Below are 16,753 nucleotides of genomic sequence, written 5' to 3'. Positions count from 1 at the left end.
GTGACCCTTCGCCTTGCCGTTCTCGAAGGCCGTTTCCTGGGGCATACGCAAGCGGCGGCCGAGCTCGCGGAGGTCGTGGCGTCCTCAAGCCTCGCCGAGACGTTGCGGCGTTGGTTCGGCGAGGAATGGCTGGAGCAGCTGGCCGAACAGTCAGAGCGGATCGGGATCCTGCGGGCCGCGATTGACCGCGACATTGCGGCGATCGACGCGATGCTGTCGAGGCAGCTCGACGCCGTGATGCAACACCCCCGGTTCACCCGCCTGGAAGGCTCCTGGCGGGGGGTGGATTGGCTGGTTGGGCGCGCTCCTCCAGGCCCGCGCGTGCGCGTGCGCATCATGCACGCGCGCTGGAGCGAAATCTGCCGCGACCTCGAGCGCGCGCTGGAGTTCGACCAGAGCCATCTATTCCGCAAGATCTATGAGGAAGAGTTCGGCATGGCCGGCGGCGAGCCCTTCGGGCTGATTGCGGCGGATTACGAGGTCAGGCACCGGCCGAGCGCCGCCCATCCGACCGATGACGTCGGCGCGTTGGTGCGTCTGGCCGGCGTCGCCGCCGCGGCCTTCGCGCCCGTGATGCTGGCGGCCGCGCCGGAGTTGCTGGGTCTGGACGAGTTTTCAGACGCATCGTCCAGCGTCGATCTCTCGACCGTGTTCCGCAGCGCCGACTACACGCGCTGGCGCGGGATGGGGTTGGGCGACGACCTGCGTTTCATCGGCCTCGCCCTGCCCCGGATGCTGGCCCGCCCGCCGTGGCCCGACGACGGCTGCAGGGCGGATCAGTTCCGGTTCCGGTCCTACGCGCCAAGCGCCCGCGAGCGCGTTTGGATGAGCCCGGTCTATGGCTTCGCCGCCGTGGCGATCCGGGCCTTCGAGCGCAACTCCTGGCCGGCGGCCGTGCGCGGCGCGGAAATCAGCGAGGACGCTCAAGGCGGCGTGCTGGACGACCTCCCGGCGGAGCCCCTCCCCTCGGACGCCGGGGGCAGACCCTCCCGCGCGCCGCTCGAGATTGCCCTCACGGATGAGCAGGAGACGCAGCTCAGCGAAGCCGGGCTGATCCCGCTGTCGGCCCTGGAAGGGCTGCCGGAAGCCTGCTTTGGCGCCCTGCCCTCGCTGCACCGGCCGCCCCGCATGTCGACGGCGGTCGCGAACGCTAACCAGAGGCTGTCCACGCAGATCAACACCCTCCTTTGCGTCAGCCGCTTCGCCCATTTCGTGAAGCTGATGGGCCGGGACATGGTGGGCAGCGCACTCGACCCGAGCGACATCGAAATGCGGCTCAGCCGGTGGCTTGGCGGCTACATCAGCGGCGTCGGAGCCGGGGGCCTGGACGCCAATGCTCGCTTCCCGCTCCAGGACGCGAAAGTCGACGTGTTCGAGCTTGCTGGCCGGCCCGGGCAATATGGCTGCGTCATCCACCTCAAACCTCACCATCAGCTGGATGAAATCGGAGCCTCGTTTCGCTTCACCACCGAGTTGACGTCGCGGCAGGCGGCCGCCTGAATGCAAGGGACATCCGCATGACCACCATCGGCGAGGCTCTCAAGGCCGGAGACCTGAAGGCAGCCCTGGATGCGGCGACCGCCGCCGTCAAAGCGGCTCCTACGGACGCGGACGCTCGCTGGCTACTCGCCGAAGTGCTGGTGCTCATCGGCGATCCCGAACGGGCCGACAAGATGCTCGACGCCGCGGCGCTGCACGATCCCAATCCGGCGGTGCTCGAATTTCGCAAGCTGCTGCGCGCCGAGGTCCAGAGGGCGCAATCCCTGCGCGAGGGACGTGCGCCCCGCTACCAGGGCGGCGCTGCTACGCCCGCTCAGCAGGCCGCAGCGAAAGCGCGCGTGCTGCTGAGAGCGTCCGAAATCAAGGACGCTATCGTGGCCGCCGAGGCGGTCGAGACGCTGCGCCCGAGGGCGCCCGCCACCATGCTGCTGGCGGACGGTACGGAAACGCAAGTCGACGATCTCCGGGACGCTGACGACCTTTTCGCCGCCGAGTTCGAAGTGCTGACGACAGGCGGCGACTACATGCTGGTGCCGGTCGAACGGGTTCTCTCGCTGGAGTTCGACGCCCCGCGCCGGGTACGCGATCTCGCGTGGCGGCGCTGCGCTATCGATCTGAAAGACGGTACGGACGGCATTGTGTTCATGCCCGCGCTTTATCTGGGCGCAGCGCCCGAAACCGACGATGCGTTCCGTCTCGGCCGCCAGACTGACTGGAGCGATCCTGCCCGCGGCCCGGTGCGCGGCCGGGGGCTTCGAACCCTGCTGGCTGGCGACGACGCGGTCGGGCTGACGGAAGTCGCTAGGTTGACCTTCGCATGAGCCAGTCGCTGAACCCTTCCGAGCGGCGCTCCGCTGCGCCGAGGCCTCGCCTGCCCCTGCTGGCCCGGCTGTGCGAGGCGGAAGGCGGCGCGTCTGATGCGGCCTTCGTGTCCAGCTTCGAGGCGTTGGAGGCGCTGCGCACTGCCGTTCGTCGCGACGTCGAAGCGCTCCTCAATGCCCGGCGTCGCCGCCGGCCATTGCCGTCCCACCTGCGCGAATTGCCGAGCTCGATCCTGAACTACGGCATTCCCGATCCGGTGTCGGGCGCCTACTCGATTCCCGGGCTGCGCGACGAACTCGTCCGCGAGGTGGAACGCACGCTGCAGCGCTTCGAGCCCAGGCTCACCGACGTTACGGTGGCGCTCTCGCAGGATCGAGACGATACGTCGAACCTGCTGCGCATGCGCGTGACCGCCGTGCTCAGGGCTGATCCTATACCTGAGCCCGTCGCATTCGAAACCCGCCTCGAAACGGTGTCGCGCGACATCGTCGTTCGTGAGGCCTGAGGGTGTCGGACGCGCTTCTCCCCTATTACGACCGTGAACTTGCGGCGATCCGGAAGCTGGCTGGCGAGTTCGCGCGCGAGAACCCGAAGCGCGCCGGGCAATTGCGCATGGCGCCAGACGGGGTCGTGGACGACCCGCATGTGGAGCGGCTGCTCCAGGGAGCCGCCTTTCTGGCGGCGCGCGTTCAGCATCGTCTCGATGACGAGCTGCCCGAGATCTCCGACGCCCTGCTGGAGTTGCTGTGCCCGCACGCGCTCGCGCTGGTGCCATCCATGATGACCGTGCGGTTGACGCCCAAGCCTGAGGCGACGGGGCCGTCCCGCGTGCCGCGGGGCACCGCGCTGGACACCGAACCCGTCCACGGCGAGACGCTGCGCTACCAGACCTGTCACGACACGACGCTGTGGCCGGTCGCCGTGACCGACGCCAAACTGGCCGGCCTGCCGCTCACCGCGCCAATCAATCCGCATGCGCCGCGGGCCGCTTCGGTTCTGCGCCTCGTACTCACCACGACGGTTCCGGACCTCACCTTCGCGGATATCGGGTTGGATCGGCTGCGCTTTTTCCTGCGCGGATCGTTTCCCGCGGCGCAATTGCTTGAACTATTGTGCACGTCGACGCTTTCGGTGGCTTTGGCAGACGGCCCCGCTGATCCCTATCCCACCCTGCTGTCGCGCGAGTGCGTCGCCCATGCGGGCTTCGAGCGCAATGAGGCGGCCATTCCCTCGCCACAGCACGCGTTCTCGGGATTTCGCCTGCTGACCGAGTATTTCGCTTTTCCGGAAAAGTTTCTCTACCTTGACCTGTCGGGCATCGAGGCGCGATCTTTCGTTCACAAGAGCAACCGGCTGGAGGTGTTCTTCTATTTATCGCGCTCGGTCACCGAACTCGAACGCGCCGTTTCGGCGGAAAACTTCGTGCTGGGCTGCACGCCCGTCGTGAACTTGTTCACCAAGTCCGCCGAGCCCATCCAGCTTGACGGCACGCAATCGGACTGGCTCGTTGCGCCTGATGCGCGCAAGCCGGTCGCGCTGGAGATCCACTCGGTCACGCGTGTGCGCGTGAGCAGCTCCGACAATCCGCTTCCGCGCGAGGTGCCGCCCTTTCACCGCCTGCGCGTGGGCGGCGCGGACGATGCACCGCCGGGCGCGAGCGACGTGGCGTGGCTCGCGATGCGGCAGAAGGCGCCTTGGGGAGGCGGCACAGAAACGAGGCTATTGTTGCGGGATCCTCAATTCGATCCCGCCCGCCCCTCCGACCAGGTGTTGAGCGTCGATACGCTTTGCTGCAATCGGGACCTGCCCAATCTGCTTCCCTTCGCGGCCGGCCAGCAATCCTTGCGCATCGCCGACCCGGCGGCGCCCGCGGCATCGGCCGAGTGCCTGTCGGCAGCGACCCCGACACTGCGCCCAGAGTTGCGTGAGCGAAGCGGCTGGCGGCTGGTGTCGCATTTGGCGCTTAACCACCTCGGGGTGACCGGGGGAGCCCAGGGCGTGCTCGCGCTGCGCGAAATCATGCGGCTGCACGACCTCAAGGACACGCCCGAAACGCGACTGGCGCTCGAGGGGCTCGTCGCCGTGGACGCTCGGCCGGGCATCGCGCGCGTGCCAGGGTTGCGGCCCGGCAGTTTCGCCCGCGGGCTCGATGTGTCGCTCACCTTCGACGCGCAGGCCTGGACGGCCGGCGGCCTCTTCCTGCTGGGCAGCGTTCTTGAGCGCTTCTTGGCGCTTCAGGTCTCGGTTAACGCTTATGTGCGGACATCCGCCTTCGTGCGAGGGAGAAGCAACGGCGTGGCCACATGGCCTGCCCGTACGGGCAGCAGGATCCTGCTGTGACCGATCCCTTCCGAGCTCCTCCGATGCCGCGCAACGTACTCACGCCGTTGGAGCAGCTCACGCGCGAGCCGGGTCGGTTCAGCCTCGATCAGGCTGTCGCGGTGCTCGGGCATGGTCGCGATCCCACCGAACTCTCCTACGTCACCACCGGGCGACTGGGCTGGCCCGTCGGCGAGGCCGCGATCGTTGATCAGCATGGCGGTGCGCTGCTGACGCCGACCTTCGGCCTCGTTGGCCCTGGCGGCGTGCTGCCGCGGCACTACACCGCGCAAGTTGACGGCGAGGACCGCCGTCGTTCGCCGGCCCTGCACGCCTTCCTGGATCTTCTTGGACGTCGTTTCACCGGCCTTTTCGTGAAGGCCGGAGCAAAATACCGCCCTACGCGCAATGCCAGGCTCACCAACAGTGTGCTGTCGGCCGTGGTAGGCCTTGGAACGCCGCACCTTGCCGCCGCGCTCGCGACGCCGCTGGAGGCGGTGCTGTTCCATGCGGGAGGCTTGGGCGGGCGTTCCCGCAGTACGGAACGGCTGCGTGGGCTGCTGGCGGCCGAAACCGGCGGGGAAGTCGAGATCGTCGAGTTCACGGGCGGCTGGATCAGGCTGCCGATGAGCGAGCAGTCGCAACTGCCGAGCGCCGATGCGGCGGGGCGCTTCACGCAGCTCGGCGTTGACGCTACGGCGGGCTCGCAGGTGTGGGACGCCTCCGCCCGTTTCGTGATCCGCCTCGGCCCGCTTTCGTTGAAGCGTTTCGAGAGCCTTCTCCCGGGCGCGCCCTTGCACACGCGCTTGGTCGAACTTGTCCGGCTCGAGATCGGCCTCGAGCAGGATTTCGCCCTCAACCCCGTGCTGGCCGCAGGCGAGGTTCCAGCGCTGGCGCTCGGCGGAGACGCGAAGCCCCGGCGGTTGGGTTGGGACAGCTGGAGCACGGCGCCCCGGCCACGCACCCGCGACTGCCCGGACGCCGTCCTGCGCGCCGTGGCCCCCGACATGAGGAGCGTCAGCGCATGAGCGGTCTCCCAGGCTGGTCGCGCGGCTACCCGGTGACGCGCATCTACCCGCCGAGCTGGCACGGGTTCCAGGCGCCCGCCCATCTGCGCGCCGTGTGCGCGCTCGCGGGCGCGCGCTGGGACGTCGATCCCGCGGCCCCGCTCGCGATCGCCGAGATCGGCTGCGGCACGGGCTACACGGCTTCGCTGCTGGCGGCAGGGAACCGGCATGCGAGCGTGATCGGCATCGACTACAATCCGGCGCAAATCGCCGAAGCGCGAAGACTGGCGGCGGAGGCCGGGCTCGCCAATTTGCGGTTCATAGAGGCCGACCTCGCCGAATGCGGCGACGCCGCGATCGACGCCTTGCCGGAATTCGACGTCATCACGGTGCATGGCGTCTGGTCATGGGTGGCCGATCCGGTGCGCGACGGAATTCTACGCATCATCCGGCGCCGGTTGAAGGCCGGCGGCATCGCGCTGGTGTCGTACAACGCCTTGCCGGGCGCAGCGGCCGCCATGGGGCTTGCCCGGCTGGCGCGAGGCGAGATCCGCAAGGCCGGCGATCCCCTGCAAGGCGTCCAGGCGGCTCGTGCGTTGACGGAGCGCCTCATCGCCGCCAGAGCGCCTCACCTCCTGCCGTCATCTTGGCGCCGGGTCCTGACCGGGGACGCCCCTGGCGCCAGCGACGGTTACCTGATCCACGAGTTCCAGACCGAGCACTGGCGGCCCAGCTTCTTCGAGGACGTGGCCGACGCGATGGCGTCGGCGCGCTGTGATTTCGTGGGCAGCGCCACCGTCGACGAGAACTTCCCGCAGATGAGCCTCGACCCCGCCCAGCGCGCCCTCTGGGACGAGGCGGGCAGCGAGGCGGAGCGCCAACTCATTTTCGACCTGTGCGTCCAGCGCGCCTTTCGGCGGGACGTCTACATGCGCGGGCGTCGAGCCCTCGATCGGGAAAGCGCCGTGGACGGGCTATGGGTTGCGGCGGTGACGCACGCGCAAGGCGAGATGGAGTTTACAACCCAGGCCGGCGTCGCGACCCTGTCGTCCGCACAGGTCGCCCCGATCCGGGCAAGCCTCGCATCAGGGCCGAAAACCATTGCGGCCCTGCGGACCCTCCCGGGATGCGATGGCTTGACGGCCTCCGAACTGCTGGCGGTGCTGCTTGGCTCCCGAACGGCCGCGCCGCTCTGGCGCGATCCTGGAGCTGACCCAGAGATGGCGACCGCCTCCGATTCCGCGCACCGGTTCAACGCTGTCGCGGCGCGCGAATTCGCCCCCCACGGGGTCGGACGCGCCCAACTGGGCCTCGCCAGTCTGGCGCTGGGCGGCGCGACGCCCGCGAGCGCTCTGGAACTTGCGGTCGCGCAACGCCTCCTTGAAGATCCCGCCACCCACGATGACGCTGCGCTGATTGCGGCCAGACTGCCGCCCGCCGGCGCAGTGCCCGCCGCAGAAATCATGGCGGGCCTGGAAGCCGCCATCGCCGACATCCTGCGCGACAAGGCGCCTGCCTGGCGAGCGCTCGACGTCATCTGACCGGAAGCACAAGGCCGTCAGGTCTGTTCCGACCGCATGCCGAGCCGCGCCAGCATGGTCTGCCGCGCCTCGTCGTTCGGCAGCACCTCCTGGAGCAGTTCCGCCAAGGTCATGCGCCCACGTCGAACCGCCTCCTCGAGCGTATATGCGAGAGGCGAATGCGGCTCGGTCCTGCGAAAATAATCGGCGATCTTGTTCAGCTCGCGCAACGCATCCTCGCGGGTGCGGATTGCGCCTGTGGCGGCTGCGGCGACCGCCGGGGCGGCCGCCGAGATCGGGCCGCCCTGCTCGGCGGGGGCGGCCTCGGCAGCAGGTTCGGCGACGGCGCCGCCGAGCTGGCGGATTGCATCCCCGATCTGCTCCAGCATCACGGTGACGTTGCGGGTGGACGGAGCGTCCCGGCCGAAGCGCTCCGTCAGGGCGGCGTCCATGCTCCGCCAGGCTGCCGAGCAATTGGCGACAACCGCCGCGCAGTACTGCACGGTATCGCGATCCCGGCCGGCTTCCTCCGCGAGCGCGCTGAGGCCGACCGCCCCGGGTGCCGAAAGAGCCTTGGCCCGGTCGTCATCGCCGAGCGACGCGATCTGCACTGCACGGCTGATCATGTAGAACGTGACGGGCGTCCGATCGCCGCGGAAGAACAGCGGTTGCATGCGCAGCGGCTGCATGATGGTCCCGTCCGCGCCTGCGCCAGAAAGTCCGCCCAGCGGCAACGCGCGGCCTTCCAACCCTTCGTCATCCGGCTGCGGGAAGCCGCTCTCCCAGAAGTCGCGACACAGGCCCGTGATCAGCCCCGCTCCGGCCTCGAGGCCCTCGAATCCGTGGATGCGCACCAGCGCCTCCGTCAACCACGCAGCGACCTCGAAGTCTTTTGCCGTCTCTGCGAGCACCTGTTCGCCGAGCGTCAGCACAGTCCGCCAGCTTTCGATGAAATCCCGGTCAGCCTCCGCCCGCCCCTCCTCGCCATCGAAGCCACGATCGCGGCGGCGTTCGCCGGCCCGCGCTTCGGCGCGCGCATCACGCAGCCGCTGGTAGACGGACGTCGGCGAATAGTCGCCACGCAGGTCGACGCCCGCGCCGTCGTCACCGGTCGCAAGCGGAGCCAAAAGGCTTTCGAGATCGATGGGGAGAGAAGCCATGTCGCGCTTGAACCTGCTCTGGACGGCTTGATTGCGATTTTATCAGTCTTATCGCCCACGTCGCTCGGGCCTGGCGACGGCGCCAGCAGAAGGCATAAATCAGACGCCGTAAAGATAGCCATCCGGAACCGGCGTTGTATCCCAACCGCGCGTTCGGGTTTTCGGCGCACCCGTTCTGAAAGCGCAGCGTGTTGCGACGCTCCTTGGATCAGATCCCGAGTGGATCGTTCTGATTGTTGCGCCAGGCCTGCAGACCTTCGGGCCATTGCGGCACCAGGGTTGAGATCCTGCTCGCCATGTCCTTGATGTTTTCGGCCAGCGGGGAGTTTCCTTCGGGCGTCTCGGCTTTGAAGCCGCGCGCGCTGCGGTGCATGCCGTCGCCGAGGCCGAGCTGGTTGTGCATGCCTTCGTGGAACCCCATGCGGGCGATGTTGAGCACCGCGTCTCCGCCGCCGGCGCGGCACCGTGCGACATAGATCTCGCTGATGGCGACCAGCGTCTTGCTGTTCTTTTCCGATGACGAGGTCAGACCCCAAACCGTGCGGTCGTCCATAGGCAGCGGAACGCCCTTCATGTTGACGTTAAGCTTAATCACACTTTCTCGCGGCGACGGAATAAAGAACAGCATCAGATTAAACACTAAACCGTCGCCGGGGTTTTGCGAAGCATTCGAAGACGCCGGGTTATTCATCCATGCGACATCGGCAGTCCACGCTTCGCCCTTGGCAGACGCATCTTGGCAAACTGCCGCGTACCAAACTTTCAAAGACGCCAGAACGGGTCCAGCGTCGTCGTTGAGACCTCCCGGCCCTTGCATGCAGTCGACGAGCCTGACGACGTAAGTCTTGTTCGACATGGTATTCTTCTCCGGCCTGCGACACACTTTTTGGGTCAGTATGCATTGGTGACAGTTTCGCGATGTGAGGTTCGGCACAGCGCCGGAAGCCGGAAAAGTGGATTAGTGGACAGACATTCAGCCAGCCGCTAGCCTCCGCTGGGTGGTATGAACGATATGGGATGACTTCAATTTTCTATGGAGTGTAACCCGTGGTTGCCGTCAATCTTAAGTCGTTAGTCACACGATTGACTGAAATGTCTCGACGGCAGATCGAGGCGGCAGCCGGATTGACGCTGTCGCGAACGCATTACAATGTCGAAATCGAGCATGTTCTTTTAAAACTAATTGAAACGGCTGGCAGCGACGTCGCCACGATTTTGCGCAACCAAGATATCGACGCTGGGCGAGTATCGTCAGAACTTAATCGATCTCTTGATCGGCTGAAGACCGGAAACTCACGCGCTCCGGCTCTATCCCCCGACATCGTGACCTGGCTTCGTGAGGCCTGGCTGCTGGCCTCGCTGGAGGCCGGCGAGAACCAGATCCGTAGCGCCTACCTGATCGCCGCGCTGATCAGCGATGAAACGCTGTCGCGGACGGTGCGCGACAGTTCGCCGACGCTGTTTGGCGTCTCGGGCGACGCTCTTCGGCAGAACGCGGTCGCGTGGGCGTCGGGCAGCGAGGAAGAGCAACAGCTCGCGCAGGTTTCCACCCGCTCGCCCGGGAATGCCGGCGCGCCTGCCGGGGGCGCCCCGCGCGGCGGCGGCCCCCTAGACCTTTATTGCACCGACGTTACCGAGGAAGCCCGAAAGGGCAAGGTCGACCCAATCCTGGGTCGCGACAGCGAAATCCGCCAGGTCATCGACATCCTCACGCGGCGGCGTCAAAACAATCCAATCCTTACCGGCGAGGCTGGCGTCGGCAAGACCGCGGTGGTTGAAGGCCTCGCCCTGCGCATCGTCGACCAGGACGTGCCGGACGCATTGAAAAAGGTGCGGCTCGTCTCGCTCGACCTGGGCCTTCTGCAAGCCGGCGCGGGCGTGAAGGGCGAATTCGAGAGTCGCCTCAAGGGCGTCATCGACGCGGTCAAGTCATCGCCCCAACCCATCATCCTGTTCATCGACGAAGCCCATACCCTGATCGGCGCCGGCGGCCAGGCGGGTCAGAACGACGCCGCCAACCTGCTCAAGCCGGCGCTGGCGCGCGGCGAGTTGCGCTGCGTCGCGGCGACGACCTGGGCTGAATACAAGAAGTACTTCGAGAAGGACGCGGCGCTCACCCGCCGATTCCAGGTCGTGAAGGTGGAAGAGCCGTCCGAACCGCTCGCCGCCGCCATGCTGCGCGGCCTCGCGGCGACGCTCGAGAAGCATCACGGCGTGCGCGTGCTCGACGAGGCGATCACCGAGGCGGTGAAACTGTCGGCCCGCTACATCCCGTCGCGGCAGCTACCCGACAAGGGCGTATCCCTGCTCGACACCGCCTGCGCGCGCGTCTCGATGAGTCAGGCTGCGGTTCCGCCGCCCGTGGAGGACCGCAAGCGCCGGCTCGCGATGGTGGAGACCGAGCTTGCGGCGCTCGGACGCGAGACTGCGGCGGGCGGCGAATTTGGCGCCCGCGTCGATGGTCTGGGCGCCGAGAAGGCGCAGCTGGAATCTGAACTCGAAGCTCTGAACGCCCGCTGGACCGAGGAAAAAACTCTCGTTGCCAAAATCCGCGAATTGCGACAGAGCGCCGAGACGGTCGCGGCCGATGATCCCGGCGCCGCGACTTTTAAGCAGGAGATGACCGAAGCGTCTGCGGCCTTGCGCGCGCTCCAGGGCGAAGAACCGCTGGTTCACCCCGAGGTGGACCGGCAGGCGATCGCCGAAGTGGTGGCGACCTGGACGGGCATCCCGGTCGGTCGGATGGTTTCGGACGAGATCCGCACCGTGCTGGCCATGCGCGATCGCCTTGAAGACCGGGTGATCGGCCAGGGCCATGCCATGGAGGCGATCGCCCAGGCGATCCGCACCAGCCGGGCGGGCCTCACCGACCCCCGCAAGCCGATCGGGGTCTTCCTGATGGCCGGAACGTCCGGCGTCGGCAAAACGGAGACCGCCCTGGCGCTCGCCGACCTGCTCTATGGCGGAGAGCAGAACCTCACGGTCATCAACATGAGCGAGTTCAAGGAAGAGCATAAGGTCTCGCTCCTGATGGGTTCGCCTCCGGGTTACGTCGGCTACGGCGAAGGCGGCGTGCTGACCGAAGCGGTGCGCCGCCGGCCGTACTCGGTGATCCTGCTCGACGAAATGGAGAAGGCGCATCCTGGCGTGCAGGACGTCTTCTACCAAGTCTTTGACAAAGGCCAGATGAAGGACGGCGAGGGGCGCGACATCGACTTTCGCAATTGCGTGATCATCATGACCAGCAACGCTGGAACCGACACGATCGCCAAGTTGTGCGCCGACAGCGAACTCATGCCTGAGCCGGATCAACTGCGCGAAGCCTTGCAGCCGGACCTGCTCAAGGTGTTCAAGCCAGCATTTCTTGGTCGTTGCAACGTGGTTGTCTACTACCCGCTGCACGATGACAATCTTCGCAAGATCTGCGCCCTCAAGCTGAAGTCCGTATCCCGTCGCATGCGCGAGACTTACGACGTTCCGCTCGAGATCGCCGACGGCGTCACGGACGCGATTGCGGCGCGGTGCCGGGAAGTCGAATCTGGGGCCAGGAACATCGACCACATCATCAACGGGTCGCTGCTTCCGGAACTCTCGGGCCTGTTGCTCGAGAAACTCGCAGATCAATCGAAAGTCACCAAGGTTCGGATCGCGGTCGACCCGTCCCGCGACGGTTTCGTCTACGAGCTGAGCTGATTGGCCAACTGGCGAAGTATTCGCCGACCCTCTGTGGAACAGGAATGGCACAATGGCTATCTATATGAAGTATGGCGACCTCAATGGCGAAGTCACCGCTAAGGGCTATGAGAAGTGGATCGAGCTCCACAGCTTCCAGTGGGGCGTCGGCCGCGGTATCAGCGTCGGCTCCGGCGGCGGATCCAAGCGTGAGGCGACGGCGCCGAGCGTGTCCGAGATCGTCGTCACCAAGACTTTCGACGTCGCGTCACCGCTGGCCCTCAAGGAGGCGATCGGCGGCAAGGCGCAGACCGTCAAGATCGAGATGACGCAGACGGACGCGGACGGCAAGCACATCGCCTACCAGAAATACGTCCTGAGCGACACGCTCGTCAGCGGATACAGCATGTCCAGCGGCGGCGATCGCCCGTCCGAGTCGATTTCGCTCAATTTCTCGAAGTTCGACAGCGAATACATCAACATCGACGACAAGTTTTCGGCCAAAACGACGGGTCATGTCATCTACGACCTTACCAAGGCGACCAACTGACCATTCTGCTGTGAGCCGGGGACACGCACGCATCCAGCCCCTCCCCTCTTGGAGGTGGCCTCCCGCGGCGCTCCCCGGCTTGCGTCCGCCGCAAGGCGGCCAGTGACAAGGACCGGATCGGAATGGATGCACCCCGCCTGTTGAGGATCACGTCGCCGTTGGGCTCGGGCGCGTTGATCCTGATTGGCCTTCGGGTCGAGGAGGAGATCGGTCTGCCCTATCGCATCGAGGCCGACGTGCTCGGTCGGGACGCGAAGGTGAAGCCATCCGACCTGCTGGCCAAGGAAGTCACCCTGAAGGTGGTCCGCAACATTGACGGAACGCCGGTCGAGCGCTGCTTTCACGGCGTCGTTACCGAATTCCACCGCCTAGGGCCGGGAGCAGCCCGGCGCATGACCTACCGCCTCGTCGTGTCGCCCGGCATCTGGAAGCTGGGGCTCAAGAAGAACTGCCGGATCTTTCAAGACAAGAGCGTCAAGGCGATCGTGGATACAGTCCTGAAGGAGCACGATCATCCGGCTGCGTCCTGGGGTATCCTGCCAGAATTGACCCCCATCCCGTATTGCACGCAGTTCAACGAGACGGACCTGCACTTCGTGTCGCGCCTGCTGGAGGAATACGGGCTCGCCTATCACTTCCAGCACTCGGACTCGTCGCACAAGCTCTTCATCAGCGCGACGAGTTCGGGCTTTCCCTCGTTTTCGGGCGGGCAGCTCTCGGCCACTCACGAATCGCCCGTGTTCGGGGACCTCGCCGGCTGGCGACAGTTCAACGCGGCGCGATCGGCCTCCGTCAAGCTGGAGGACATGGACAAGGAGCGCAGCCAGCCGTCGGTCGTGATCAAGAAAGCGACCGATACGCGCGTCTATGAGGGCGAGCCGTCCATGTGGGCGCCGGGCGAGGTGTTTCGCTGGCCCGGCGGCATGTCGACCCGCCCGGAGCTGGACAATTCCAAGGTTCTGATGGGTTGGCTGGAAACCGCCTCGGAGCGCTTCACGGCGCACACGCAGGACCATCGCCTGACCGCCGGCGCGCGGCTGCCGATCGCCGTGAAGGCTGAAGACGGCAGCGAGGAAACAAAACAGTATATCGTGACGGCGGTCGGCCACGAGGCGCAGGATACATCGGGCCTAGTTGCAGGGGCCGGCGGCGTCGAGACCTATGTGGGCAAACTGGAGATCCGGTCGACCGAGCGGGTCTGGATGCCGGAGCCACGGCACGAGCGGCCCGAAATGGCGGGCGTCTACTCGGCCAAGGTCACGGGTCCGTCGGGCGAGAAGATCCATGTCGACGAGTTCGGCCGGATCAAGGTGAAGTTCCGGTGGGACCGCCTCGGCAAGGACGACGACTCGTCCTCCTGCTGGGTGCGCGTGATGCAGGGCGCGGCGGGCGCGTGGGGCGGCGCATGGTTCCTGCCCCGGGTCGGCGACGAGGTGATGGTGGCCTTTCTGGATGGCGATCCGGACCGGCCCGTTGTGGTGGGATCGGTCTACGGCAAGGATGCCAAGCCGCCCTTCCAGCCGGGTTCCAACCGCTCGCAAAGCGGCTATCGCACCCGGAGCTACAAGTCGGACAGCGCCGAAGACGCCAACATCCTCAGGTTCGAGGACAAAAAGGGCGAAGAGGAGGTCCTCCTCCATACCCAGAAGGACCTCAAGGTCGAGATCGAGAACGACGAGCAGCGCGACATCCAGAACAAGCGCACGACCACCATCACGGACAGCGACGATAAGTTGACGCTGAAGAAGGGCGATCTGTCGGTTAAATGCGAGCTCGGCAAGATCACCATGGAGGCGATGGTTTCGATCACCCTCAAGGTGGGGGAGAACACCATCGTGATCGACCAGATGGGCATCACCCTGAAGGGTTTGATGATCACCGAGCAGGCGCAGGTGATGCACCAGACCCAGGCTCCGATGTTGATGGAGAAAGGCGACGCCATGGTTATCATCAACGGCGGCCTGTTAATGTTAAACTGATGAGCACGCCCCTAAGCAAACTCGATGTGCCTCTTGAGCCGCTCCTGCCGCGGCTCGAATTGCAGGCCGCCGCGGCCGATGCGGTCGCCGGCGCCGACAACGCGTCCGCGGCCCTCCTGCGCCTTCAGGCCGCCGGCCTCAACGCGGACGCCATGCGGCTCGTGGCGCACGCGCTGCCCAAACGCGAGGCGGTCTGGTGGGCGTGCATGTGCGCGCGTAGCGTTCCGGACAGCGCCCTTGCGCCAGAGGATCGGGACGCCCTGGAGTGCGCCGAGACATGGGTTCGAAAGAGGCAGGACGACGCTGCGCGTCGGGCCGCTTGGGCCGCAGCCCAGCGCACCCAGTTCCGCTCGCCAGAGGCGTGGGCCGCGGTGGCGGCCTTCTGGAGCGGGGGCAGCATGGCGCCGGAGGGGCAGCCGTCGGTGCCTCCCGCCGATCACCTCACCGGCGTCGCGGTGGGCGGCGCGGTCATGATGGCGTCCGTGCGCGGCGCCCCCGCGCGCGCGGATGAGCGCTTCAAGCGCTTCCTGACGTCGGCCAGCGACATCGCGGGCGGCGGAGCCGGGCGTATCGCGCCCGAGGAGATTTAAATGCCCCCCGCGTCCCGCATCACCGACATGCATCTGTGCCCCATGGCGACGCCCGGCTTGCCGCCCATTCCGCATGTGGGCGGACCCGTGCTCACCGGGTCGTCCAACGTTTTCACAGGCATGATCCCGCAGGCGCGCGTGACCGACATGTGCCTCTGTGTCGGGCCTCCCGACATGATTGTGATGGGCAGCATGACCGTGCTGGTGAACATGCTGCCGGCCGCGCGCATCGGCGACCCTTGCGTGCACGGCGGAATGCTCGTCATGGGCTATCCGACCGTCCTGATCGGCGGATGAACCTCATGACCGAGCTCGTGCTGACCACGTTGCGCTGTCCGGATTCCGTTCCCACCGAACAACGCCGCGTGACGTCCAGCGAGTTCAAACTGGGCCGGGGCGACGGCTGCGACTGGCGGCTCACCGATGGGCTTCGCGCGTTGTCCAAGGAGCACTGCGTCCTGGAGTTTCACCATGGCGGCTGGCAAGTGCGCGATCTCTCGTCCAACGGTACCTTCGTGAACGACGCCCGGCACCCGGTGGGTCGCGGCAACGTCTACCCGCTCCAGAGCGGCGACAGACTGCGGCTGGGGCCTTATGAGATCGAGCTGCAGACTCCGGCCGCGCCGGTCCACCGTTCGCCGCCGTCGTCCGGGGTTTCGGAGTTTTCGTTCGCGCCGGAACCGGTTGACCTAGCTTCAGCGCCGAACCCGTTCGACGAGCACTCGTTCTTCCGGCCAGACGAGGCCGCGCCGCCGGCGGCGCTGCAGAGCGATCCGACCCAGGAAGAGTTCCAGGCTTTCACGCCGCCCGCCGTCCTGTCTCCGAATGCCGCTTTTCCAGACGATCTCGACCTCAGTCTCGACGAACCTGCGGCTAAACCCGTTCCGATGCTTCCGCCCGCGCAGCTCCGCGCCGCATCGCCGCTTGATCTCGATTTCGCGCCCGCGCCTGACAGCCCCGTGCCGCTCAGCGCTCCAGTCCCACAACCCGCCCCGGCCGGCGTAACGCCTCCCGCGGCTCGCGCGTTCGCGGCGTCGCCCGGCGGCGACCTCGGCGACCTGCTCGCCGGCGCCGAGCTTTCCGGCGAACTCTCGGAGCGCGCGATCGCCGATCCGGCCGAGGCGCTGCGCACCGCGGGAGCGCTGCTGCGCAGTCTCACGGCCGGCGTGCGCGACCTGTTGATCGCGCGCAACAGCGTCAAACAGGAATTCCGGATCCAGCAAACCGTGATGCACGCCAGCCGCAACAACCCGGTGAAGTTCGCCGCCACGGACGAACAGGCGCTTGCGGCGTTGCTCGATCCAAAAACGCCCGCTCTGGCGGCTGTCCAGGAAACGCTGGACGACCTGATCCGTCACCAGGTCGCCACCCTGGAGGCGACCCAGGCCGCCGCCCGCTCGCTGCTGGAGCGCATGGCGCCAGCCGTGATCGAGGCGGAAACGCCTGCTGGCGGGCTCTTGCCCGGATCCCGCGAGAAGCGGCTCTGGGACAATTACAAGAAGCATCACGCCACGCTGGTGGACGACTTCAACGATGATTTCGACAGCGCCTTCGGCAAGGCGTTCGCACGCGCTTACGAGGAAACAACCGACAAGCGCGGGCGGTGACCGGCTTGTTCCGGGCCGGCCGGGGCA

14 protein-coding genes are annotated in these 16,753 nt (G+C 66.6%); 12 read left to right on the top strand and 2 right to left on the bottom strand.

Translation table 11 applies throughout. The features are described 5' to 3' along the window. From tssC to IEV99_RS11725, 6 genes are read left to right on the top strand one after another with little or no spacing between them, the layout of a single operon-like run. The gene (tssC, locus tag IEV99_RS11750) at positions 1-1,500 is read left to right on the top strand and encodes a type VI secretion system contractile sheath large subunit (protein WP_188517983.1); all 1,500 of its coding nucleotides are present in this window, start codon (positions 1-3) and stop codon (positions 1,498-1,500) included. Between the two features lie 17 nt (positions 1,501-1,517). After that, positions 1,518-2,321: a type VI secretion system accessory protein TagJ gene (locus IEV99_RS11745; protein ID WP_188517982.1), complete on the top strand. Its 804-nt coding sequence runs from the start codon at positions 1,518-1,520 to the stop codon at positions 2,319-2,321. Then, positions 2,318-2,827 (top strand): type VI secretion system baseplate subunit TssE, encoded by a 510-nt coding sequence (tssE, locus tag IEV99_RS11740; RefSeq protein ID WP_188517981.1) that lies wholly within the window; start codon positions 2,318-2,320, stop codon positions 2,825-2,827. Before IEV99_RS11745 ends, tssE begins: the two co-directional genes overlap by 4 nt. Before the next feature lie 2 nt (positions 2,828-2,829). Beyond that, positions 2,830-4,662, top strand: coding sequence for a type VI secretion system baseplate subunit TssF (gene tssF, locus IEV99_RS11735; RefSeq protein WP_188517980.1), 1,833 nt, complete (start codon positions 2,830-2,832; stop codon positions 4,660-4,662). A 23-nt stretch (positions 4,663-4,685) separates the two neighbouring features. Further along, positions 4,686-5,669 carry a type VI secretion system baseplate subunit TssG gene (gene tssG / locus IEV99_RS11730; RefSeq protein WP_188517979.1) on the top strand — a complete coding sequence of 328 codons (984 nt, stop codon included), beginning with the start codon at positions 4,686-4,688 and terminating at the stop codon, positions 5,667-5,669. Next, complete coding sequence (locus tag IEV99_RS11725; protein ID WP_188517978.1) at positions 5,666-7,189, top strand: class I SAM-dependent methyltransferase; 1,524 nt, start codon at positions 5,666-5,668, stop codon at positions 7,187-7,189. Before tssG ends, IEV99_RS11725 begins: the two co-directional genes overlap by 4 nt. A 17-nt stretch (positions 7,190-7,206) precedes the next feature. Here IEV99_RS11725 and tssA read toward each other — a convergent pair whose 3' ends face one another. Both tssA and IEV99_RS11715 read right to left on the bottom strand, forming a co-directional pair. After that, the gene (gene tssA, locus IEV99_RS11720; RefSeq protein ID WP_188517977.1) at positions 7,207-8,328 is read right to left on the bottom strand and encodes a type VI secretion system protein TssA; all 1,122 of its coding nucleotides are present in this window, start codon (positions 8,326-8,328) and stop codon (positions 7,207-7,209) included. 208 nt (positions 8,329-8,536) lie between these two features. Continuing rightward, entirely contained in the window at positions 8,537-9,184 is a 648-nt protein-coding gene (locus IEV99_RS11715; protein WP_188517976.1) for a hypothetical protein, read from the bottom strand. Between the two features lie 191 nt (positions 9,185-9,375). Here IEV99_RS11715 and tssH point away from each other — a divergent pair, with 191 nt between their 5' ends. The 6 genes from tssH (at position 9,376) to tagH (ending at position 16,726) form a co-directional block, all read left to right on the top strand. Then, positions 9,376-12,021 (top strand): type VI secretion system ATPase TssH, encoded by a 2,646-nt coding sequence (gene tssH, locus IEV99_RS11710; RefSeq protein WP_188517975.1) that lies wholly within the window; start codon positions 9,376-9,378, stop codon positions 12,019-12,021. Between the two features lie 52 nt (positions 12,022-12,073). Beyond that, positions 12,074-12,550: an Hcp family type VI secretion system effector gene (locus tag IEV99_RS11705; protein ID WP_188517974.1), complete on the top strand. Its 477-nt coding sequence runs from the start codon at positions 12,074-12,076 to the stop codon at positions 12,548-12,550. 122 nt (positions 12,551-12,672) lie between these two features. Continuing rightward, entirely contained in the window at positions 12,673-14,529 is a 1,857-nt protein-coding gene (locus IEV99_RS11700) for a type VI secretion system Vgr family protein (RefSeq protein ID WP_188517973.1), read from the top strand. Beyond that, positions 14,529-15,119 (top strand): DUF6931 family protein, encoded by a 591-nt coding sequence (locus IEV99_RS11695; RefSeq protein WP_188517972.1) that lies wholly within the window; start codon positions 14,529-14,531, stop codon positions 15,117-15,119. Before IEV99_RS11700 ends, IEV99_RS11695 begins: the two co-directional genes overlap by 1 nt. Continuing rightward, positions 15,120-15,416, top strand: a complete 297-nt coding sequence (locus tag IEV99_RS11690) for a PAAR domain-containing protein (protein WP_188517971.1) — start codon at positions 15,120-15,122, stop codon at positions 15,414-15,416. Between the two features lie 5 nt (positions 15,417-15,421). Then, the gene (tagH, locus tag IEV99_RS11685) at positions 15,422-16,726 is read left to right on the top strand and encodes a type VI secretion system-associated FHA domain protein TagH (RefSeq protein WP_188517970.1); all 1,305 of its coding nucleotides are present in this window, start codon (positions 15,422-15,424) and stop codon (positions 16,724-16,726) included. The last annotated feature ends 27 nt before the right edge of the window (positions 16,727-16,753 follow it).

Origin of the sequence: Alsobacter metallidurans (genome assembly GCF_014636935.1) — a bacterium.
Classification (GTDB): domain Bacteria; phylum Pseudomonadota; class Alphaproteobacteria; order Rhizobiales; family Beijerinckiaceae; genus Alsobacter; species Alsobacter metallidurans.
This window is presented reverse-complemented; position numbering and strand designations above follow the sequence as displayed.